The following is a 21,937-nucleotide window of genomic DNA, read 5'->3' as shown; positions in this document are numbered from 1 at the left end:
TCAGCCCTCGGCGACAGGTGCTTGTTTCTGCGGGACCGGGCGCTGCTGGCCCTTGCCCTCGTTCAGCGGGTCTTCCTTGCGCTGAACCGAGCCCTCGAAATGGGCGCCGCTCTCGATCGCGATGGTCTTGTGAATGATGTCGCCTTCGACCTTGGCGGTCGATGTCAGGCGCACCTTCAGGCCGCGCACGCGTCCGATCACATGGCCATTGACCACGATGTCATCGGCCACAACCTCGCCGTTGATCGTGGCGGTTTCGCCCACGGTCAGCAGATGCGCGTGAATGTCGCCTTCGATCTGGCCTTCGACCTGCACGTCGCCGCTGGTGCGGATGTTGCCGGTGATGGTCAGGTCGCTGGACAGCACCGATGCCGGCGGCTTGGCGCGCGGGGCAGGGGCGGGGGTTGTTCCAGCCGAGGGCTGCGGTGTCGCGGTCGGGCGCGTGTCCGGCGCCTTTTCGGTCTCGCCCGGCTTTTGTCCCGTTTCAGGTGTCCTGTTCTTAGAAAACATCGCGTCCAGCCTTGATATACTTCATCGGATTGACCGGCGTGCCACTGTCGCGCACTTCATAATGCAGATGCGTGCCCGTGGACCGGCCGGAATTCCCCATAGCACCGATCCTCTCCCCGCGCGAGACCCTTTGGCCCTTCTTCACCGTGATTTTGGACAGATGTGCATAGCGGGTTTCAAGGCCGAACCCGTGCGAGATGGTCACCAGACGGCCATAGCCCGATTGCCAACCCGCATGGGTCACAACCCCCTCGGCGGTGGCGTTGACCGTGGTGCCATAGGCCCCGGCCCAATCCATGCCTGCGTGCAGGCGCGTGCCGCCCCGGATCGGATCGCGGCGATAGCCAAAGCCCGAGGTGCGACGCACGGCGGCGGACACCGGTTGCGCGAAGGGCACCTGGTCGGCGGCCATGCGGTACAGGTTCAAGTCGTCCATATGGGTCAGGATCGCCTCGGCGCGCTGCGAGTCCGGATTGCTGCCGTCATCCTTCGTTGAGAAGGAGATCGGCGTCAGCGGTCCGCCCTGGCCGGAATACTGGTCGCGCATCTGGCGCAGGATCGCCGACGGTGGCAGGCCAACCTCGGTGAACATCTTGCCCAGCGGTTCCATCGCCAGCACCACGGCTTCTTCCAGTTGCGAGAAGATCCGCTCGTTGGCGCGGTCGCGGGTGTCCAGATCGTTGCGGATCGCGGCCAGTTGCACGCGGGCCTCACCGGCCTCGGCCTCAAGACGGTTGCGATCTTCGGCGGTGCGGCCAAGGGCGCGGGTCAGGAAGGCGACGGTGCGTTCGGCCTCGGCCCGGCTGCGATCCAGTTCGGCCAGCGTGGCATCGCCGGAGTCGGCGCTCAGCGTGTCCAGCCGGGCCTGCAGCAGATCGCGTTCGGTCAGCGAATCCCGCAGCAGGCGCCGCAAGGCATCCTGACGCGCTGCGAATTCCTGACGGCTGAGGGCCGAATCAAAGATCGTGTCCTGGAAGTTGCCGATTTCGTCCAGCGCGCGGGTGAAATTGGCCTGTGCCTCAAGCGCTGCCAGACGATAGGTGTCGCGCTCTTCGGCCATGGCATTCAGCCGCGACTCGTAGACGGCTTTTTCCTGCGCGATCTGCTGGCGTTCGCCGCTGCCCTTCACAAGGTCGATGACCAGAAAGGACGTGGCGGTCACCGACCACAGCACGATGGCGGTGCCGCCAAGCAGGGCCACAAGATGGTGACGCGGACCCAGCCGAACAAAGCGGGTGCCCTTGTCCGATTTTACGAAGATGCGCTTTTCCGGGAAGATCCGGTGAAGCAGCGATTGTCTGTCGGAGCTGGTGCGGGTCGTCACGTAGCGCCTCTGTTCTTGTGGGGCGGAGCATCCGCCGCGTGTATTCCCGTCGTCGCGATAGCGCGGACGGGGCTTCTTGACAAGAAAAGGAGTCTGTTCGCGCGATGGGGCATCATTGCTGCCCCAAAAACGGCGGGAATCCGCTGATTCTAGCGATCGGCGCCTTCCGCCAGTGGCCAGTAGAAGTCTGGCGGGATGCCGGCCTCGGCGCGTTTTTCCTCGTTGAAGGGCGGTTTCAGTGCGCCGTGGAAATAGCGCCGGACAAGATCGTGAAAGACCGTCTTGGGGTCGCAGTCGGCCCGTCCGCACAGGAAGTGAAACCATTTCGAGCCATAGGAGACATGGCCGACTTCTTCGGCGTAGATGACCTCAAGCGCCGCAACGGTCTCGGGATCCTTGGCCTTGCGGAAGATCTCGATCATGCCCGGCGTCACGTCCAGACCGCGGGCTTCCAGCACCATGGGCACCACGGCCAGCCGGCCCATCAGGTCGTCTGCCGTGTCCTCGGCGGCGCGCCACATGCCAGCATGGGCGGGCAGGGCACCATAGTGGCTGCCCATGGCCTCCAGACGGTCGCAGACCAGGTTGAAATGCTTGGCCTCCTCGTCGGCGGCGCGCACCCAATCCTCGGCAAAGCCGGGCGGCATGGGGGTGTCGGCAAAACGGGCAAGGATGTCCCAGTGCAGATCGACCGCGTTCAACTCGATATGGGCGATGGCGTGCAGAATCGCGATCCGCCCCACGGGAGAGCCCGGACGGCGGCGCGGCACATCGCGCGGCGACAGCAATTCGGGCTTTTCGGGACGGGCCGGGCGCAGCGGCGGGGTGGCGCGGCCCATGGGCATCGGTGTGCCCGCATCGCGCGCCGCCCGCCAATGGGCGGCGAAAGCGCGCGTCATGGCCGCCTTGCGACGGCCATCGGCGCAGGTCAGCACCGCCACGGCGCAGTCGGCGACGGTTCCGGGCGGGTCGAACGTGTCGGTCATGATCCGAGTGCGCGCACCGCGTCCAGCACGGCCTCCACATGGCCCGGCACTTTCACCTTGCGCCAGATCTGCTGCACCGTGCCGGTGCCGTCGATCAGGAAGGTGGCGCGTTCGATGCCCATGTAGGTGCGGCCATACATGGATTTCTCGACCCAAACGCCGTACTGCTCGCAGACATCGCTTTCAGCGTCCGACAGCAGGTGCACGCCCAGATCATGCTTGGTACGGAACTTTCCGTGTTTGGCGACGGTATCCTTGGACACCCCCAGCACCACTGCGCCCGCTGCGTCGAAGTCGGCCAGCTTCTCGGTAAACCCGATGGCTTGCTTTGTGCAGCCGCTGGTGTCATCGCGCGGGTAGAAATACAGAACCACAGTCTTGGGCCGCAATTTCGACAAGGTCACATCCTCGCCGCCATCTTGGGGCAGGGTAAACTCCGGGGCGGTCTGGCCGGTCTCGATCATCGGGTTTCCTTCCGGTTTCAAGAGTTCAGCCCGTTAGTCTAGAACGGCTGCGGCAATGTCCAGCGGCAGAGCCTGCTTGGTACCGATTTGGCGACAAGCTAGGGTAGCGGCGATGAAACTTCTGTTGCGATGGCTTGGAACGGTTCTGCACTGGGCGATGCGGTGGACGTGGCGTCTGGCGCTGATCGTGGTTGTCGTTCTGGCGGTGCTGTTGTGGGGCGCGCGGAATGGCTCGGTTCCCGCGCCGCACTGGCTGGCCGGAATGGTGGCGGATCATCTCAGCACCGAATCCGCCGCGCTGGATCTGGACGCGCATATCGACAGCATCGCGCTGGACCTGCGCGAGGGATTCGTGCCGGTGGTGGTGGCCACGGGCGTGGTGTTTCGCGGCGCGGACGACACCGATGCCCTGTCGCTGGACCAGTTGGAAATGGTGCTCAGCCGGGACGATCTTTTGCAGGGGCGGGCGCGGATCAAGGCGGTGCGGGCCAGTGGGCTGGCCGTCGCCCTGTCACGCGATCAGGACGGCGTTCTCAGCCTGTCGCTGGGCAACCGCGAAGTGGTCACCGGCGCCCTCAATCCCGATGCGATGCTGGCGGAGGTGCGGCGCCTTCTCGATCTGCCGGTGTTTACCGGATTGCAGTCGCTGGGGGTCGAAGAGGTCGGCTTCACCTTCGCCGATGCCCTGCGCGCCGAAGTTCTGGAAAGCCGCGACGGCTATTTGCGCCTGACCCGCGACGGCACCGGGCTGGCGCTGGATCTGGATCTTGGCCGGGTCGGCGAAACCGATGGCGGCGCGTTGGCGCAGGTGAGCAGCCAAAGTGCCGCCGCCGGGCTGGAGGCGCGATTGTTGCTGCGCGGGATCGTGCCAGCGCAACTGGCCGGTCTGGCCGGGCAGACACCGCTGTCCGAGGCCCTGGCGCGGTTCGATGCGCCGGTGTCCCTGACCCTCAGCGGCGGCACCGACGGGCAGGGCGGGATGCGCGCCGCGATCGGCGAGCTGACCGTGGGCGAGGGGCGCTGGATGATGCCAGGCCGCGCCGAAGGGCTGCCGCTGAACTGGCTGCGGGCGCGGCTGGCGTTGAGCCCGGACACCGCGCATCTGGAGGTTTCGGACCTGGACCTGTCCTCGCCCGCCGTCAGCCTGACCGGGCGGGCCGATCTCTACCGCATCGGCGATGGCCCCAAGGGCGGTCCAAGGTTCGGCGCGCAGGTGGCTTTGGACGCGCTCGCCGTGGATCTGCCGGATCTGTTCGACACGCCGCGCCGCTTTGACGGGGTCTGGGCGACCCTGGCCTATGCGCGCAACGACGATGCCTTGCGGCTGTCCGACTTGTCGATCCAGATGGCGGATCTGTTGATCGCCGGCGACGGTCTGGTTTCGGGGCTGGCCGGGCCGGATCAGAAGATTGCCCTGAACCTGGCGGTGCCGGAATTGCAGCCCCGGTCGCTGCTGGAGCTTTGGCCGCTGACGATTGCCAAGGGCGGGCGCAAATGGGTCGATCTGAACCTCAAGTCCGGCCATGTGCATGACGTACACGCGGCGCTGCGCTTTGATGGCACCGGGCGGCCCGATGTGGCCCTGACCTTTTCCTTCGACAATGGGCAGATGACGCCGACGCCGCGGATGCCGCTGATCACAGACGCCTCGGGTCATGGCGAGATCGCGGGCGACCAGTTCGAGGTCTGGGTCGATGGTGGCACGGTCACGCCCGAGGATGGCACGCCGGTCGCCCTGTCGGGTGGCCGGATCGTCATCACGCCGCTTTATTCCCGTGCCCGGATCCTGTCGGCCAGCTTTCAGGCGGACACCGATGTGACCGGGGCCTTGTCGCTGATGAGTTCGCCGGGCTTTCGCAATCCCAACCACCCGCCGCCGACAGCCGCGCCGCTGCTGAAGGCCGGGGATGCGTGGGGCGCGGTGCGGGTCGGCATCGACCTGTCACTGCCGCTGAAGCGCGGGTTGAAGATGCCCGATGTCCGCCTTGCGGTGGATGGCACCGTGCGCGGGTTTGCCACCGATGTGCTGATCGGCGGCCGGGCCCTGGCATCGGATCGGCTGGTGCTGAACGCCACGCCAAAGGCGCTGACCATCTCGGGGCCGATGACCATCGAAGGCAGCCCGCTGACCATCGGGTTCACCCGTCCGTTCCGCCAGCCCGACGGCACCCGCGCGGCGGCACAGGTGGTGGCCGAAGGCGCGCTGACGGCGGATCTTGCGGACACCTTCGGCCTGAAACTGCCCCGCAACACTGCACGCGGCGCGGGCAAGATCTATGCGCGCGTCGATCTGCCGGAAGGGGCGCCGCCGCAGCTGGCACTGGACGGCGATCTGAAGGGGCTGGCAGTCTCGATCCCGGCGTTGGGGGTGCGCAAGTCCGCCTCCCAGGCCGGCACGCTGACACTGGCTGGGTATCTGGGCCCCGAGGGCGTGCTGGAGACGATCCGCCTGCGCATGCCCAGCCTGACGCTGGAGGCGCGCGCACCGCTGCGCGCCGGGGGCGGGGTCGGCACGGTCACCCTGCGCCAGCTCAAGCTGGGCAACTGGCTGGACGCCGCGGGCCGCCTGACGCCGTCCAATGGTTCGGGCGGGATGCGGGTGACGCTGACCTCGGGCCAGGTGGATCTGCGCCGCAGGCCGCAGGGCGGCGGCGGCGGTGGCGCGACCCTGTCGGGGCTGGATTTGTCGCTGGATGCGATCCATGTCACCGACACGTTGGTGCTGCGCAATGCGCGCGGCAAGCTGACCGGCCGCGCCCACGGCACGCTGACCGGCAGCCTGAACGGGCGTGTGCCGGTGACGGTGAAACTGTCGGCCGCCGCCAAGGGCACCCAGATCCAGATAAATTCCAATGACAGCGGCAAGGTGTTCGGCGCGGCCCAGATCGAAAAGGGCTTCCGGGGCGGCTCGCTGGACTTGCGGCTGATGCCGACGGGCGCGCGCGGCACCTATACCGGGCGGCTGAGGGTCAGGAACACCGCCCTGCATGACACTTCGCCGGTCATGCGCATCGTCTCGGCGCTCAGCGTCATCGGCGCCTTCGAGCAGATGTCGGGCTCGGGCATCAGCTTCACCGATATCCGGTCGGACTTCCGGCTGGCGCCAGGGCGGGTCGAGATCGCCGCAGGCAGTGCCGTGGGGCCATCGCTGGGCATGTCCTTCGAGGGTATCGTCGATCTGGCCGGCAAGCGGCTGGCGCTGCAGGGGGTGGTCTCGCCGGTTTACTTCCTGAATCAGGCGGGTCGTTTCATGACCCGGCGCGGCGAGGGGCTGTTCGGCATGACTTTCACCGTCAGGGGCACTTTCGACGCGCCAAAGGTTGCGGCCAATCCCCTGTCGATGCTAGCGCCGGGCATCCTTCGCGAGATCTTCCGGGGTTCCCCGCCGAAGGTCGCGCAATAACCCCAGCAAGAGGTGCCCCGCGTGCATCTGGATGACTTCGATTTCGACCTGCCCGAAGACCGTATCGCCACCCGCCCGGTGCGCCCACGCAGTGCCGCGCGCCTGCTGGTGGCGGATGCGCGCGGAGAGACGGATACCATCGTGCGCGACCTGCCGCACTTCCTGCGTCCCGGCGACCGGCTGATCCTGAACGACACCAAGGTTCTGCCCGCGCGCCTGTTCGGCCTGCGGCATCGCCAGACGGACTCGGGCAGCGGCACCGCCAAGATCGAGGTCACGCTGCTGGAGCCGCAGACCGATGGCACCTGGACGGCGCTGGTCAAACCGTTGCGCAAGCTGGCCGAGGGCGAAGAGATCGTCTTTGCCGATGGCTTCTCGGCGCGCTTTCTGGGACGGCTGGAGGACGGCACTGCGCGGCTTGCGGTCAACCAGACCGGTGCTGCCCTGCAAGCGGCGCTGGAAGCCTCGGGCGCGATGCCCCTGCCGCCCTACATCGCCGCCAAGCGCCCGGCGGATGCGCAGGACAAAGAGGACTATCAGACGGTGTTTGCCCGCCGCATCGGGGCCGTGGCGGCGCCCACGGCCTCGCTGCATTTCGATCCGCCCCTGCTGGCCGCACTGGCGGCCCATGGCGTCGCGTTCAGCCATGTGACGCTGCATGTGGGGGCCGGGACATTTCTGCCGGTGAAAGTCGAAGATCCCCGCCAGCACAAGATGCATGCCGAATGGGGCGAAGTCAGCGATCAGGCCGCCGAGGAGATCGCCGCGACGCAGGCTGCGGGCGGGCGCATCGTGCCCGTGGGCACCACAGCCCTGCGCCTGATCGAAACCGCGGCGCGCGAGACCGGCACGGTGCGCCCCTGGGCGGCCCCCACCGACATCTTCATCTATCCCGGCTTCCGCTTTCATGCCGCCGATGCTTTGATGACCAATTTCCACCTGCCCAAATCGACCCTGATGCTGCTGGTCTCGGCCTTCATGGGCACCGCGCGGATGCGGCAGGTCTATGCCCATGCCATCGACAAGGGGTACAGGTTCTTCAGCTATGGTGACGCGTCGCTCCTGATCTCGGACCCGGACTGACCCGGCGCAGGGCCGGTCAGCAGGAACCCGCCGAGCCGGGACGGGCAAGGTCGGGAAACCATGCCGGAACGTCGCCATTGGATCACGCTTTGTGACATGCCGGTCACGATCCGGGCATCCTGACGTTTTCGACATGACCGCGCGGATTTTAACGCGTTAGGGAGCGGGCACACGCGGCTTCCGAGTCGCCCTTGCCGAGTTGAACCATGATCGAAACGCTTTCCCGCACCTGGGCCCTTCTGCTGGGCATGATGCTTCTGATGGTGGGCAACGGCATCCAGGGCACGCTGCTGGGTATTCGCGGCGCGCTGGAAGAGTTTTCGACCTTCGAGATGTCGCTGATCATGTCGGCCTACTTCCTGGGGTTCCTGGGCGGGTCGCGCTATGCCCCGGATCTGATCCGGCGCGTCGGCCATGTGCGGGTCTTTGCGGCGTTGGCCTCGTTGATCTCGGCAATCCTGATCCTGTTCCCCTCGGTGACGATTCCGGCGGTCTGGATCCTGCTGCGGGTGGTCATGGGCTTCTGTTTCTCGGGCGTCTATGTGACCGCCGAAAGCTGGCTGAACAATGCCGCCACCAACGAAAACCGGGGCATGACCCTGTCGCTGTACCTTGTTGTGCAGATGGTGGGTATCGTGACGGCGCAGGGCCTGCTGACGCTGGCGGATCCGGGCGGTTTTGTGCTGTTCGTCATCCCGTCGGTGCTGGTCTCGATCGCCTTTGCGCCGATCCTGCTGTCGGCCTCGCCGACACCGCCCCATGACCAAACCAAACCCATGGGCATCCGCGAGATCTTCAAGCGTGCCCCGCTGAGCTGCGTGGGCGTCACCCTGCTGGGCGGCGTGTTCTCGGCGATCTTCGGCATGGCCTCGGTCTATGGCGGACAGGCCGGGCTGAGCATTGCGCAGATCTCGATCTATGTGGCGGTGATCTATCTGGGCGGGCTGTTCTTGCAATTCCCCGTGGGCTACCTGTCGGACCGGATGGATCGGCGCAAGCTGATCGTGATCATGGCCGGGATCGGCGCGCTGGCCAGTGTGGTGGGTTTTGTCGGCGGCAGTTACGAAGTGCTGCTCGCGGCGGCGTTCCTGATCGGCGGCACCGCCAACCCGCTTTACGGGATTGTGCTGGCCTATGCCAACGATCACCTGCATGTCGAGGATATGGCCGCCGCCTCGGGCCGGCTGATGTTCCTGAATGGCTGCGGTGCCATCGGCGGCCCGCTGCTGACCGGCTGGATCATGGAAGGCATCGGCCCCAAGGGGTTCTATGTCTTTATCGGGGCGCTGATGACGACCCTGATGATCTATGGCGTCTACCGGACATTCCGCCGTCCGGCGCCCGCCCCCGACGATTCCGGCACCTATGTGGCGGTGGGGCTTGGATCCTCGGCCGTCGCGATGAGTGCCGCGCAGGACTACTACGTCGAACAGTCCGATGATGAGCCGTCGGTCTTTGACGTCGCTCCGGAAGGCGAGGAAGAACCCGAAGAGCTTCCCGAACCCCTTGAAGACCACGAAGTAACCCTCAATCCGGTAAAATCTTGACCAAACCGGATTCACTTGTAACGCTGATGTCACACAAACTGGGAAAACGACCATGACACGCGAGGCAGCCCCGGCAGAGGAAATTCTGCGGTTCTGGACCGAAGAGACCAGCCCCGAAGGCTGGTACCGTCAAAGCGATGATCTTGACGCGGAAATCCGGAAACGATGGGAAAGCATGTGGACCGAGGTGCGCAAACACGGCTGGCCGGGCTGGACCCCGACGCCGCGCAGCACGCTGGCGTTCCTGATCCTCACCGACCAGTTCCCGCGCAACATGTTCCGCAACGACGGGCGTGCGTTTGCCACCGACGAACTGGCCCGCGCGCGTGCCAAATGCGCCATCGAGAAGAACTGGGATCTGAAGATCGACGGTGCGGCGCGGCAGTTCTTCTACCTGCCGCTGTGCCATTCCGAATGCCTTGTGGATCAGGACCGCGCCGTGCGCCTGTTCAACACGCGGATGCCGGATGCCGCCGAAAATCTTGTGCATGCCCGCGCGCACCGCGAGGTCATCCGCCGCTTCGGACGTTTCCCGCATCGCAACACCGATCTGGGCCGCGCCTCGACCTTGGTGGAGCAGAGTTTCCTGAAATCGGGCGGCTATGGGTCTGTCGTGGACTCTCTGAAAGCCAGCGCGTAATCACCCCGCACATTTGGTGGCAGGCCATTTGCTGGCCTGCACCTGAATCGGGGGCAGGGTGCCGTGTATCAACTCAACAGCGAAACGCCGGGCGACTGGTGGGAGGTCGAGGCCCTGTATGACCTGTGCTTCGCGCCCGCGCGCGAGGCGCTGTCGTCCTACCGGCTGCGCGATGGCGTGCCGCCGGTGCCAGGGCTGTCGCTGCTGGCCCGCGATGGCGACGGCATTCTGGCCGGTGCAATTCGCTTCTGGCCGGTCCGTATCGGCACCCACTACGCGGTGCTTCTGGGCCCGGTGGCCGTGCACCCGACCCGACAGGGCGAGGGGTTGGGCGGCGTTCTGATCCGCGACGGCAATGCCGCCGCCGCCGCGCAGGGCTGGAGCCGGGTGCTGCTGGTCGGCGACCACGACTATTACCGCCGGTTCGGCTTCGCACGGTTGGCGGGCGTCGAGATGCCCCCGCCGACCAACCCCGAACGGGTGCTGGGTCTGCCCTTGCTGGACGGTGCCTGGGAGGGCATTTCGGGCAAGGTAGAACGCGCGCCCGAAGCGATCTATCCAGCAGGCTAGACCGGCGTCAGGTTTTGCTGAGGTATTCGGTCACCGCCGGACGCACCGATTGCTCGCCCTGGGCGCGGGCCATTTCGATCACCCGCCGGACCTCGTGCAGGTCCGATTGCAGCAGAAGGTGCTTCACCGGCCCGACCGAGGCCGGCCGCATGGACAGCGCCCGCAGGCCCATGGCGGCAAAGCACAGCGCTTCGACAGGGCGGCCCGCATCCTCGCCGCAGAAGGACACCGGCGTGCCGGTGTCGCGGCAGCGGTTCACGATCTGCTCGATGAAGCTGAGGAAGCTGACATTCAGCGTGTCATAGCGGCGGCGCACCCGTTCGTTCTCGCGGTCCGCTGCAAAGAAGAACTGTTTCAGATCGTTGCCGCCGATCGAGATGAAATCGGCCATGGCGAAGAACTGGCGCGGCGCGAAGGCAAGGCTGGGGGTTTCCAGCATCGCGCCGATTTCCAGCTTCTCGGGCAGGGTGTGACCCAGGCGGTCCTCTTTTTCCATCTCGTCCAGCAGGATCTGCCGGGCTTCGCGGAATTCCGAAAACTGGGCGATGAAGGGAAACATCACCGTCAGCGGGCGGCCTTTCGCGGCGCGGATCAGCGCCTGAAGCTGCATCCGCATGACGCCCTTCTTGTCCAGCCCCACCCGGATCGCTCGCCAGCCCAGGGCGGGGTTCGGCTCTTCGGTGGGCTTCATGTAGGGCAGCACCTTGTCGGACCCGATGTCGAGGGTCCGGAAGGCCACGCGCCGGCCGTCGGCGGCATCCATCACGCGCGAATACAGGGCGGCAAGATCGCCCCGACGCGGCACCTTCGAGCGGATCAGGAACTGCAACTCGGTACGGAACAGGCCGACGCCCTCGGCCCCGGAATCGCGAAGGCTGGGCAGATCGGCCATCAGGCCCGCGTTCATGTCCAGTCGCACCACCGCGCCGCATTTGGTCTCGGCCTTGCAGTCGCGGATCGAGGAATAGCGCTCTTGCGCCTTGGCCTGCATCGCCAGCTTGTCGCGAAAGGCGGTTTTCACAGAATCGTCAGGGCGCAGGTGCACCACCCCCTGATCGCCGTCCACGAGGATCTGATCGCCGTTCAGGGCCTCGGTGGTGATGCGGTCGGCATTGATGACCAGCGGCACCGCCCAGGCGCGGGCGATCACGGCGGCATGGCTGCCGACCGAGCCTTCTTCCAGCACGATGCCCTTCAGGGTGCGGCCGTATTCCAGCAGTTCGCCGGGGCCGATGTTGCGGGCCACCAGAATGGCATCTTCGGGGCGCGCGGCACCCGTGTCGCGGCCCTGGCCGGTCAGGATGCGCAGAAGGCGGTTGGACAGGTCGTCCAGATCATGCAGCCGTTCGCGCAGATAGGCATCGGGGACCGAGCGCATCCGGGCCTGCGCAGTGGATTGTTCCTTTTCCACGGCAGCCTCGGCGGACAGGCCGCGCGCGATGTCCTCGTCCATGCGGCGCAGCCAGCCCTTGGAATTGGCAAACATCCGGTAGGCTTCCAGAACTTCCAGATGCTCCCCGCCGCCGGTCTTGGCGGTGGCCAGCATGTCGTCGACCGACACGCGCAGGGTTTCGATGGCATCGCGCAACCGCTTGGCCTCGACCTCGGGATCGTCCCCGATGGGATTGGTGACCACGACGCGGGGATCGTGCAGGAAGACATGGCCTTCGGCGCTGCCCTCTTGACCGACCACGCCGCGAAAGACCTGGGCGCGCTTGTGCAGCGGTGTCAGGCTGTCGCTGTCGCCAAGGATCGCGCCCAGTTCGGTCATCTCGGCCAGAACCATGGCCACGACTTCCAGCGCGTAGACCTCGTCGTCGGAGAAACTGCGGGCTTCTTTCGACTGCACCACCAGCACGCCAACGCGCTGGCCCAGCCGCTGGATCGGCACGCCCAGGAACGAGCTGTAGACCTCTTCCCCGGTTTCCGGCATGAAGCGGAACCCCGGCGCTTGTGGCGCATTGGCGGTGTTGATCGGGTTGGACGTGGCCGCGACCTTGCCCACCAGACCTTCGCCCAGCCGCATCCGTGTCTTGTGCACCGCGTCGGCCTTCAGACCTTCGGTGGCGCACAGTTCCAGCGTGTCATTGTCGCGGAACAGGTAGACCGAGCATACTTCGGTCCGCATCGAATCCGCGATCAGATGCGTGACCCGGTTCAGACGTTCCTGTTCTCCACCGTGGGAGGCCAGCGTCTCGCGTAGCCTTCCCAGCAGTTTCCGGCTTTCGGATTCTGATGTCTGAACCATGGTCTCCGATCAGGAGTCGTTGCCCTGCAAGTCGAAGGCATCATGGAGAGCCTGCACCGCAAGTTCCATATATTTCCGGTCAATCAGCACGGAAATCTTGATTTCAGAGGTGGTGATCACCTTGATGTTGATATTTTCATCGCGCAACGCCTTGAACATCTGGGCGGCGACGCCCGCATGGCTACGCATGCCGATGCCCACAACCGAGACCTTGCACACCTCGGTATCGGCGATCAGCTCGTGAAAGTTGATCTCGCCGCGTTCCTTGGCTTCGGTCATGGCGCGTTCGGCGCGCAGGACCTGATCCACGGGGCAAGAGAACGTCATGTCGGTGCGGCCATCGTCGCTGATGTTCTGCACGATCATGTCCACGTTGACGCCGGATTCCGACAGCGGGCCGAAAATGGCGGCGGCGATGCCCGGACGGTCAGCGACCGAGACCAGGGTCATCTTGGCTTCGTCACGCGAATGGGCGACACCCGAGACGACTTTGCTTTCCATGATTTCCTCCTCGTCGCACACCAGCGTGCCGGACGTTTCCGTGTTCTGTTCGAAAGATGACAGCACCCGCAGGCGCACCTTGTAGCGCATGGCCAGTTCGACCGAGCGGGTTTGCAGGACCTTGGCCCCCAGTGACGCCAGTTCCAGCATTTCCTCAAGCGCGATCTTGTCCAGCTTGCGCGCTTTGCTGGTGATGCGCGGGTCAGTGGTATAGACGCCGTTCACATCGGTATAGATATCGCAGCGCTCGGCGGCAAAGGCCGCGGCAAAGGCCACCGCCGTGGTGTCCGAGCCGCCCCGGCCGAGCGTGGTGATCCGGCCTTCGTCGCTGATGCCCTGAAAGCCCGCAACCACGGCCACGCGCATGCCTTCGGCAAACTTCTGGTCGATGTGATCGCGCGGGATATCCTCGATCCGCGCGGCGGAATGGGCCGAGGTGGTCTTTACCGGCACCTGCCAGCCCTGCCAGCTGCGGGCCGGGATGCCCATTTCCTGCAGGGTCAGGGACATCAACCCGGCGGTCACATTCTCGCCCGAACTGACCACCGCGTCGTATTCGCGGGCGTCGAACAGCGGCGAGGTGCCTTCCACATAGCCGACAAGCTCGTTGGTCTTTCCCGACATCGCGGAAACGATCACGATGACGTCATAGCCGCGCTCGACTTCGGCGCGGACCTTTTCAGCGGCGTTGCGAATGCGGTCCAGGTCCGCAACCGACGTGCCGCCGAATTTCATTACGAGGATCGGCATTGTGTCCCCTTCTGCCTCGGGTCCATGGTCCGCCGTCTCTTAAGCAAGCCTGTCCGCCGCCGCAAGGGCAGGCCGGGCGCGGTTGGTCGCAATTGGCGGGGTCAATTGGTCTTTTTGGGATCCGAGAAGGGCAAGGGCAGAACCGGGATGCCGTCATCGATCAGCGATTTGGCATCCTTGGCCGTGGCCTGGCCACGAATGGCGCGCTCCGGCGAGGTGCCTTCGTGGATCCGCCGGGCCTCGGTGGCGAATTTCTTGCCGACGTCCTCGGTATTGGCCTCGACCGCACGGCGCAGCTTGTCGATGGCCTCGGCCACTTCGCTGTTGGCGGGCGCCGACAGGGCCGGTGCGGTGGGGGCCTCGGGAACCACGGGCGCGCCCGCGTCGGGTGTCACGGCCTTGTGGCGGGCGGGGCGCACGCGCGGCGCCATCAGTTCCTTGCCCACATCGCTGCCGCCGCAAGACGGGCAGGTGACCATGCCGGCACCCTTCAGCCTGTCGAAGGCCGCCCCGGACTGGAACCAGCTGTCAAACCGGTGCCCGCACGAGCATTTCAACGCATAGGAAATCATGAGGGGCCTCCCTCCGGACCGGCAACGTCTGACTGTCTACAAGCGTCCCAGATTAGCGAGTCAGAACCTTCGGGTCAAACCTGCGAATGATCTGGCGCAACTCGTCCTCGTCGACCAGGGCGGCGGCGCGTTTGGGCGAGAACCACTTGCGCTTTCGCTGATCGCTTTCGGGATATTTCTGCAGCAGGCGTTTGACCTTGATGGCAAACAGCGACACCACGCAAGGCAGGTCGTCGGTGTCATCCATCACCTTGGTATAGGAGTAGATTCCCAGGCACTGGGGGTGGGCATCGCCCTCGACCCCGGCTTCTTCATAGGCTTCGACTGCGGCGGTGCCGGCCGGGGTCTGCCCCGGCATCGGCCATCCTTTCGGCACGATCCAGCGTCCGGTGCCACGGCTGGTCACCAGAAGAACCTCGGGCTTGCTGCCATCCATGCGATAGCACAGCGCGCCGAACTGGGATCGGACATCCCCCTTGCGCACGGCGCCCAGCGTCAAGGGAACCTGGGGGAACTTCTGGATGGACATGGCGGGTGGACAGGCCTTTCAGGGTGTTTCAGAGTCTTCGGAATATGGGGCGTCGGGCCGTCCCTGTCCATGCCTTTGCGGCAACCCGCATCGCACTTGATTGCCGGGGAAGCCGAAATAGGTCTGGGGAAAGAGGAGACATCGGCATGATATCGCGCATTGCACTGACCTTCTGCGCCAGCCTTGGGCTGGTCACCGCGGCAAGTGCCTTCGAATTCAATGCCATCGAAGGCGGCACGCTGGATCTGGACGACTGGGCCGGGCAACCGGTTCTGGTGGTCAATACCGCGTCCTTGTGTGGATTCACGCCACAGTATTCCGGGCTGCAGGCGCTGTACGATCAGTACCGCGAGGCCGGGCTTGTGGTTCTGGCGGTGCCGTCGGACGATTTCCGGCAGGAACTGGACGGCGCCGAAGAGGTCAAGGAGTTCTGCGAGATCAACTATGATCTGGATCTGCCCATGACCGACATCACCCATGTGCGGGGCCAAGCTGCGCATCCGTTCTACAAATGGGTGGCCGAGACGGCGGGCTTTGCACCCAACTGGAATTTCAACAAGATCCTGCTGGCCCCGGACGGTTCGGTCGCGGCCACATTCGGATCGCGCATCACGCCGCAGTCGCAGGCCATCACCGGGCGGATCGAGGCCATGATTGCCGACTGACCCGCCGGTTTTCATCGGGTCCGAGGTCTATCGCGGCTCCTCTTACGGGCGTTGGCATCCGCTGGCGGTGCCGCGCGTGCCGCAAGTGATGGATTTGTGCCGCGCCCTGGGCTGGCTGCCCACAGGCCAGTACCGGACCAGCCCCCGCGCCAAGCCCGAAGTGCTGACCTGGTGGCACACGCCAGAGTATATCGCGGCGCTGCAAAGGGCCGAAGCCACCCAGCAGGTGTCCGGGGCCGATCGCGCCCGGCACCATCTGGGCACCACCGCCAACCCCATCTATCCCGAGATGTTCCGCCGTCCCGCCACCTCGGCCGGGGGCGTGATGCTGGCCGCCGCTTTGCTGGCGCAGGGCGGGGTGGTGCATTGTCCCGGCGGCGGCACCCATCACGGGTTTCCGGATCGCGCCAACGGGTTCTGCTTTCTCAACGATCCGGTTCTGGCGATTCTCGCGCTCAAGCGGCAAGGCGCGGCGCGGGTGGCCTATGTGGACATCGACGCGCATCACTGCGATGGGGTCGAACACGGGTTTCGCGCCGATCCTTCGGTTCTGGTGGTCTCGGTGCACGAGGCCGGGCGCTGGCCGCGCACCGGTGGTGTGTTCGACCGCGGGCTGGGCAATGTGGTGAACCTGCCGGTGCCGGCGGGGTTCAACGACAGCGAATGCGCTTTCCTGCGCGATGCAGTGATCCTGCGCCGGGTGGCGGACTTCCGGCCCGATGCCATCGTGTTGCAATGCGGCGCCGATGCGCTGCTGGAAGATCCGATGTCGCGGCTGGCCCTGTCCAACAACGCCCATCTGGCAATTCTTGACGGGTTGCGTCCGCTCAGCCCGCGCCTGATGGTTCTGGGCGGCGGCGGCTACAATCCTTGGTCGGTGGGGCGGCTGTGGACGCGGGTCTGGGGACGGTTGATGGGGCACCAGATGCCGGACCGCTTGCCTGACGCAGCCGAGCGCATCCTGTCGGCCCTGCGCTGGACCGGCCTGCGCGCCAGCCGCAAGGTTGCGCCGCATTGGCGGACCACCCTTGTCGATGCGCCGCGAAACGGACCGATCCGCCCCGAAATCCTGCAGTTGGCAGCGACATATTCAACCACGATGGTGTGACACGATCCCACGGCGCAACAAGACTTGCGAGCCACCGGGCGCTGTGCCTACCATCGGGGCAGGTGATGGGGCGCCCGACGGCCGCCCCTCGGAGGACCGGAGGAATTTCCATATGAGCCCAACATCCTATCAGGGGCCGCGCGCCAGCGACATGAAACGCGTGCGGACCTATACCCAGAACCAGGCATCGAACCTGGGACGGCCGGACAATCACGCCACCGTGGCGGATATCCTGGCCGAAAAGGGCGGTGACGTCTTTGCCGTGTCGCCGGGCGATACCGTGGCCAAGGCCCTGGGCGTGCTGAAGGACAATCGAATCGGTGCCGTGGCCGTGGTCGGCGAAAGCAACGACCTGCGCGGCATCCTGTCGGAGCGCGATATCATCGCCACGCTCGACATGGACAGCACCGACTGGCTGGGCGGGACCGTCAAGGACGTGATGACTGCCGATCCGATCACCTGCAAGCCCGACGAAGTGCTGCTGTCGGTGCTGCGCACCATGACAGACGGCAACTTCCGGCACATGCCGGTGGTCGATGGCGACGGCAAGATGGTCGGGCTGATCTCGATCCGCGACGTGGTGCGCAAGCGCCTGAGCGAGCTGGAGTACGAAGCCCTGCGCCTGAAGCAGATGATCGTGGGCTGAGGCCCGCGCCATGTTTCAGGATCTGACCCTGTCCCCGATGCTGGCGGTGGGTCTGGTGGTGGTCATGGCCCTGTCGGGCCAGGCCTTCCGTTCGAACTGGAAGCTGCAGGCAGACGGCTGGGTTCTTCGGGCTTGGCTGTTCGCATTGCCTGCGCTGCTGGCGTTTTCGGCGCTGGCCTTTCTTCCGATGCGTGGTGTCGGCCCCTAACGTCCGATCCGGTGCCTGACCCGGTTTCAGGCCTTGGGGTCGTCGATCCCGGCCTCGATCTCGGCGCGCATGGCCTCGGCCTTCTTGCAGGTGCGCTTGCATTCCAGCTTGTCGCGGATCGGGCTGTCGGGGTCGATGGGCTGCGAACAGACGACGCATTTGTCGGTGCCGGCGATGGCGTTCAGCCCGCCGCAACTGCCCTTGATGGTCTTGCCCATCAGCATGACCCCCAGCGACATGGCAACCACGACGGCAAGCAGCAGCAGGAAGGCGAATGCGAAAGTGGCCATGGGGCGTGTCTCCGGTTTGGGTCAGTCCTTCGTGCCAACAAGGGCGTCGAAGGCGGGGCTGGTCCGGGTTACAAACTGGTCATTGTTGCGGTCGATGGCAAGGACGGCGACTCCGGCCTGCTCGGCAATGTCGAACGCGGTCTCGCTGCCGACCACCAGAAGGGCGGTGGCCCAGGCATCGGCCATCATCGCCGTGTCGGCGATCACGGTGATCGAGGCGGTCTGATGAATGACCGGCTTGCCGGTGGTCGGATCAATGATGTGCGAATAGCGCACGCCATCCTGTTCGAAGTAGTTGCGATAGTCGCCCGAGGTGGCCAGCCCCTTGTCCGAGATCAGCACGATCTCTTCCACGGTGCGGCTGGCGGTGTCGGGACGCTCGATGCCGATCGACCAGGGCGAGTCCTCGGCATTCAACCCGCCGGTGGCCAGGTCGCCGCCGATTTCGACAAGATAGCGGTCGATGCCCTCGGCGCGCAGGGCGGCCGCGATCTGATCGACCCCGTATCCCTTGGCGATGGCGGACAGGTTGACCGACACCTCGGGCTGCAACTTGCGCAGGGTGGTGCCGTCAAGCTCCAGCAAGGTGGACTGGCCGACCGATTGCAGGGCCTGGGCGATCTCGGCGTCCGAAGGGATCGGATCGCCGGGTTTCTTGGCACCGAACCCCCACAGGTCGATCAGCGGCGCGAGGGTGACGTCAAATTTGCCACCGCTGAGCTGATGAATGTCGTTGGCCGCACTCAGCACCTGCGCGAAGGGGGCCGAGACCGTGACCGCTTCGGTCGACAGCGCCGCGTTGAACAGGCTGACTTCCGAGTTGGGATCCCAGTTCGACATCTTGCCGTTCACATCGGCCAGAACCGTCTCGACGCGATCGACCAGATCATCCTTTGTGGTGCCGTCCGGCGCATCCACGACCGTGATGTTATAGGTCGTGCCCATGGTCTTGCCGCTGATCTTCAGGGTCTCGGGAGTGTCGTCGAACAGACAGCCAGCCAGCGGCAGGGTGGCGACGGCAAGAAGCAGGGCCGGGCGCATGGGAGAGCTCCGCATTGGGGTTTTGCCGCGATGTGTCACCAGACCCCTTGCAAGTCAAGCGGTTGAAATGTCTCGATCCGTGACAGGAGACCGGTGTCTGCGTCCGGCCGGAGGGAATTCATACGGCTTTGGTCGCCAACGTCGCATGTTCAAATCCAAATGAGTCTGAAAGTATGGCAACTTGAAGCATGGACCCGCCCTTGCGGTCGGATGTTTCGCCAAATACACGCCTCGACAGGTTTGCCGCAAAGGTATGCCCGAGTATACAATAACGACGTAGCAATAGGTTCAGCCCGCCGAAAATGCCTCATCATGTGCTGAAGAAAGGTCTCGACCTGCCCATCGAGGGCGCGCCCGAGCCTCGTATCGACCTTGCCTCGCCCCCGACGGCCGTTGCCGTCATCGGGGATGACACCATTGGCCTGAAGCCCAAGATGCTGGTGGCCGAGGGCGACGAGGTTTCCCGTGGAACTCCGCTGTACTGCCACAAGGACAGCCCCGATGTGGTGTTTACCGCGCCGATGAGTGGCCGCGTGCGCGCCATCAATCGCGGCGCGCGCCGGGTGCTGCAAAGCGTGGTGATCGACGTCTCGGACGCCGAGGACACCGGGATAGACTTCGGGGCGGCCGATCCGGCCACGCTGGACCGCGACGCGGTTGCGGGCAAGCTTCAGGCCTCGGGCCTGTGGACCTCGTTGCGCACGCGGCCCTATTCCAGGATCCCCGCCGCCGATGCCGTGCCCGCGGCGATCTTCGTGACCGCGATGGACAGCGAACCGTTGGCGCCCGACGCCCGATTGGTGCTGAACGATGCGGCAGAGGATTTCCAGCGCGGACTGGTGGCGCTGACCCGGCTGACCGAAGGTCCGACCTATCTGTGCCAGGATCCGGGCGAGGATCTGTCCGGCGGTGTGGCCGGGGTGGAGACTCATGAGTTTTCGGGGCCTCATCCGGCTGGGCTGGCCGGAACCCACATGCATTTCCTGATGCCGCCCAGCACTGACCGCGTGGTCTGGAGCATCGGCTATCAGGATGTGATCGCCATCGGGCGGTTGTTCGCCACCGGCTTTCTGAACCCCGAGCGGGTGATTTCGCTGGCCGGACCGCGCGCCAAGGCGCCGCGTCTGCTGCGCACCGCCATGGGCGCGTCGCTGGCCGAACTGATCGACGGCGAGATCGTGGGCGATGAACCCGTGCGGGTCATTTCCGGATCGATCCTGACCGGACGGCTGGGCGAGGGGGCGTTTGCCTTTCTTGGCCGCTATGCCCGCCAGGTGACGCTGATCACCGAGGACACCAGGAAGATGGTGCTGGGCTGGATCACGCCGCAACCCAGCAAATACGCGGTTCAGCCGGTGCTGGCGTCGGCGCTGGCAGGGGCGGGCAAGCTGTTCGACCTGACTTCGAACATGAACGGTGGCCGCCGCGCCATGGTGCCCACCGGCACCTTCGAGACGCTGATGCCGCAGGACTTCCTGCCGACGCAACTGTTGCGCGCGCTTCTGGTCATGGACACCGACACCGCCCAGCAGCTGGGCGCGCTGGAGCTGGACGAGGAAGACCTCGCGCTGTGCTCCTTTGCCTGCCCGGCCAAATATGAATACGGGCTCGCGCTGCGCGACAGCCTGGTCAAGATCGAGAAGGAGGGCTGAGCATGGGCGTCCGCGCATTCTTCGACCGGATCGAGCCGCTTTTCGAGAAGGGCGGCAAATACGAACGCTACTACCCGGTGTTCGAGGCGATCGAGAGCTTCGCCTTCACCCCCAAGACCGTTACCACCGCCGCGCCGCACGCGCGCAGCTTCGTGGATATGAAGCGGATCATGACCTATGTGGTCATCGCCACGATCCCCTGCATCCTGGTCGGCCTGTGGAACACCGGCTATCAGGCCAACGCGGCCATCGCATCGGGGCTGGAACCCAGCGGCTGGCGCGCTGCCATCGCCGGGATCTTCGGCTATAACCCGGCAAACCCGCTGGCGAATTTCGCTCACGGGCTGATGTATTTCCTGCCAATCTATATCGTCACACTGGCGGTGGGCGGCTTCTGGGAGATTCTGTTCGCCACCGTGCGCCGGCACGAAGTGAATGAAGGTTTCCTCGTCACCTCAATGCTTTACACGCTGATTCTGCCGGCCTCTGCGCCGCTGTGGCAGGTGGCACTTGGCATTTCCTTCGGGGTGGTGATCGGCAAGGAAGTCTTTGGCGGCACCGGCAAGAACTTCCTGAACCCCGCGCTGGTCGGACGCGCCTTCCTGTATTTCGCCTATCCGGCGCAAATGTCGGGCGACTCGGTCTGGACCCCGGTGGACGGCTTCTCGGGCGCCACGGCGCTGGCGGTCTCGGCCTCGGAAGGCTACCAGGCGCTGGTCGGCCACGGCATCACCTGGATGGACGCCTTCATCGGCACGATCCAGGGCAGCCTGGGCGAAACCTCGACCCTGGCGGCGATGCTGGGACTGGCCTTCCTGCTGGCCACGCGGATAGCCAACTGGCGGCTGATCGTCGGCTGTCTGGGCGGCATGATCGCCTTTTCGTTGTTGCTGAACCTGATCGGATCGGACAGCAACCCGATGTTCGCGATGCCGTGGTACTGGCATCTGGTGCTGGGCGGCTATGCCTTCGGTCTGGCCTTCATGGTGACCGAACCGGTCTCGGCCAGCCACACCAATGTGGGCCGCTACATCTATGGCGCGCTGATCGGCTTCATGGTCGTGATGATCCGTGTGGTCAATCCGGCCTTCCCGGAAGGCATGATGCTTGCCATCCTGTTCGCCAACATCTTCGCGCCGCTCATCGATCACTTCGTTGTTCGGGCGAATATCGCAAGAAGGGCCAAACGCCATGTCTGAC

21 protein-coding genes are annotated in these 21,937 nt (G+C 65.3%); 11 read left to right on the top strand and 10 right to left on the bottom strand.

Annotated features, from left to right (window positions below; all coding sequences use genetic code 11):
* The 4 genes from H8B03_RS12505 to bcp all read right to left on the bottom strand — a co-directional run bounded on the left by H8B03_RS12505 (position 1) and on the right by bcp (position 3,284).
* Positions 1 to 510 carry a polymer-forming cytoskeletal protein gene (locus tag H8B03_RS12505; RefSeq protein WP_193142210.1) on the bottom strand — a complete coding sequence of 170 codons (510 nt, stop codon included), beginning with the start codon at positions 508 to 510 and terminating at the stop codon, positions 1 to 3.
* Positions 500 to 1,834, bottom strand: coding sequence for a DUF5930 domain-containing protein (locus H8B03_RS12500; RefSeq protein WP_193142209.1), 1,335 nt, complete (start codon positions 1,832 to 1,834; stop codon positions 500 to 502). Before H8B03_RS12500 ends, H8B03_RS12505 begins: the two co-directional genes overlap by 11 nt.
* A gap of 149 nt (positions 1,835 to 1,983) precedes the next feature.
* Positions 1,984 to 2,820, bottom strand: coding sequence for a ferritin-like domain-containing protein (locus H8B03_RS12495; protein ID WP_193142208.1), 837 nt, complete (start codon positions 2,818 to 2,820; stop codon positions 1,984 to 1,986).
* Positions 2,817 to 3,284 carry a thioredoxin-dependent thiol peroxidase gene (gene bcp / locus H8B03_RS12490; protein WP_193142207.1) on the bottom strand — a complete coding sequence of 156 codons (468 nt, stop codon included), beginning with the start codon at positions 3,282 to 3,284 and terminating at the stop codon, positions 2,817 to 2,819. Before bcp ends, H8B03_RS12495 begins: the two co-directional genes overlap by 4 nt.
* Before the next feature lie 112 nt (positions 3,285 to 3,396).
* On the opposite strand from bcp, the gene H8B03_RS12485 reads away from it, so the two are divergent.
* From H8B03_RS12485 to H8B03_RS12465, 5 genes are all read left to right on the top strand, one after another.
* Entirely contained in the window at positions 3,397 to 6,687 is a 3,291-nt protein-coding gene (locus tag H8B03_RS12485; protein WP_193142206.1) for an AsmA-like C-terminal region-containing protein, read from the top strand.
* Positions 6,688 to 6,708: 21 nt separating this feature from the next.
* A complete protein-coding gene (gene queA, locus H8B03_RS12480) occupies positions 6,709 to 7,770 on the top strand; it encodes a tRNA preQ1(34) S-adenosylmethionine ribosyltransferase-isomerase QueA (RefSeq protein ID WP_193142205.1) in 1,062 nt (353 codons plus the stop codon).
* A gap of 206 nt (positions 7,771 to 7,976) precedes the next feature.
* Positions 7,977 to 9,317 (top strand): MFS transporter, encoded by a 1,341-nt coding sequence (locus H8B03_RS12475; RefSeq protein WP_193142204.1) that lies wholly within the window; start codon positions 7,977 to 7,979, stop codon positions 9,315 to 9,317.
* Between the two features lie 52 nt (positions 9,318 to 9,369).
* Positions 9,370 to 9,957: a DUF924 family protein gene (locus tag H8B03_RS12470; RefSeq protein WP_193142203.1), complete on the top strand. Its 588-nt coding sequence runs from the start codon at positions 9,370 to 9,372 to the stop codon at positions 9,955 to 9,957.
* 63 nt (positions 9,958 to 10,020) lie between these two features.
* A complete protein-coding gene (locus H8B03_RS12465; protein ID WP_193142202.1) occupies positions 10,021 to 10,527 on the top strand; it encodes a GNAT family N-acetyltransferase in 507 nt (168 codons plus the stop codon).
* 7 nt (positions 10,528 to 10,534) lie between these two features.
* On the opposite strand, the gene ptsP is transcribed toward H8B03_RS12465, so the two are convergent.
* From ptsP to H8B03_RS12445, 4 genes are all read right to left on the bottom strand, one after another.
* Positions 10,535 to 12,775, bottom strand: a complete 2,241-nt coding sequence (gene ptsP, locus H8B03_RS12460) for a phosphoenolpyruvate--protein phosphotransferase (RefSeq protein ID WP_193142201.1) — start codon at positions 12,773 to 12,775, stop codon at positions 10,535 to 10,537.
* Between the two features lie 9 nt (positions 12,776 to 12,784).
* Entirely contained in the window at positions 12,785 to 14,026 is a 1,242-nt protein-coding gene (locus H8B03_RS12455; protein WP_193142200.1) for an aspartate kinase, read from the bottom strand.
* Positions 14,027 to 14,127: 101 nt separating this feature from the next.
* Positions 14,128 to 14,598, bottom strand: coding sequence for a DUF1178 family protein (locus H8B03_RS12450; protein WP_193142199.1), 471 nt, complete (start codon positions 14,596 to 14,598; stop codon positions 14,128 to 14,130).
* Between the two features lie 52 nt (positions 14,599 to 14,650).
* Positions 14,651 to 15,127 carry an NUDIX hydrolase gene (locus H8B03_RS12445; RefSeq protein ID WP_193142198.1) on the bottom strand — a complete coding sequence of 159 codons (477 nt, stop codon included), beginning with the start codon at positions 15,125 to 15,127 and terminating at the stop codon, positions 14,651 to 14,653.
* Positions 15,128 to 15,273: 146 nt separating this feature from the next.
* Here H8B03_RS12445 and H8B03_RS12440 point away from each other — a divergent pair, with 146 nt between their 5' ends.
* The 4 genes from H8B03_RS12440 to H8B03_RS12425 all read left to right on the top strand — a co-directional run bounded on the left by H8B03_RS12440 (position 15,274) and on the right by H8B03_RS12425 (position 17,754).
* A complete protein-coding gene (locus H8B03_RS12440) occupies positions 15,274 to 15,792 on the top strand; it encodes a glutathione peroxidase (protein ID WP_193142197.1) in 519 nt (172 codons plus the stop codon).
* Positions 15,782 to 16,900 (top strand): acetoin utilization protein AcuC, encoded by a 1,119-nt coding sequence (locus H8B03_RS12435; RefSeq protein ID WP_226925889.1) that lies wholly within the window; start codon positions 15,782 to 15,784, stop codon positions 16,898 to 16,900. Before H8B03_RS12440 ends, H8B03_RS12435 begins: the two co-directional genes overlap by 11 nt.
* A 112-nt stretch (positions 16,901 to 17,012) precedes the next feature.
* The gene (locus H8B03_RS12430; protein ID WP_193142196.1) at positions 17,013 to 17,546 is read left to right on the top strand and encodes a CBS domain-containing protein; all 534 of its coding nucleotides are present in this window, start codon (positions 17,013 to 17,015) and stop codon (positions 17,544 to 17,546) included.
* A 10-nt stretch (positions 17,547 to 17,556) separates the two neighbouring features.
* Positions 17,557 to 17,754, top strand: a complete 198-nt coding sequence (locus H8B03_RS12425) for a hypothetical protein (protein WP_193142339.1) — start codon at positions 17,557 to 17,559, stop codon at positions 17,752 to 17,754.
* 26 nt (positions 17,755 to 17,780) lie between these two features.
* Here H8B03_RS12425 and nqrM read toward each other — a convergent pair whose 3' ends face one another.
* Entirely contained in the window at positions 17,781 to 18,044 is a 264-nt protein-coding gene (gene nqrM, locus H8B03_RS12420; protein ID WP_193142195.1) for a (Na+)-NQR maturation NqrM, read from the bottom strand.
* A gap of 21 nt (positions 18,045 to 18,065) precedes the next feature.
* The gene (locus H8B03_RS12415) at positions 18,066 to 19,085 is read right to left on the bottom strand and encodes an FAD:protein FMN transferase (protein WP_193142194.1); all 1,020 of its coding nucleotides are present in this window, start codon (positions 19,083 to 19,085) and stop codon (positions 18,066 to 18,068) included.
* A gap of 302 nt (positions 19,086 to 19,387) precedes the next feature.
* Here H8B03_RS12415 and H8B03_RS12410 point away from each other — a divergent pair, with 302 nt between their 5' ends.
* Positions 19,388 to 20,737 carry a Na(+)-translocating NADH-quinone reductase subunit A gene (locus H8B03_RS12410; RefSeq protein WP_193142193.1) on the top strand — a complete coding sequence of 450 codons (1,350 nt, stop codon included), beginning with the start codon at positions 19,388 to 19,390 and terminating at the stop codon, positions 20,735 to 20,737.
* 2 nt (positions 20,738 to 20,739) lie between these two features.
* The gene (locus H8B03_RS12405) at positions 20,740 to 21,936 is read left to right on the top strand and encodes an NADH:ubiquinone reductase (Na(+)-transporting) subunit B (RefSeq protein WP_193142192.1); all 1,197 of its coding nucleotides are present in this window, start codon (positions 20,740 to 20,742) and stop codon (positions 21,934 to 21,936) included.
* The last annotated feature ends 1 nt before the right edge of the window (position 21,937 follow it).

Source organism: Meridianimarinicoccus sp. MJW13, from assembly GCF_014901205.1.
In the GTDB taxonomy this organism is placed as follows: Bacteria; Pseudomonadota; Alphaproteobacteria; order Rhodobacterales; family Rhodobacteraceae; genus Meridianimarinicoccus.
Note: the sequence above shows the minus strand (reverse complement) of the source record. Positions and strands in the feature narration are given on the sequence as shown.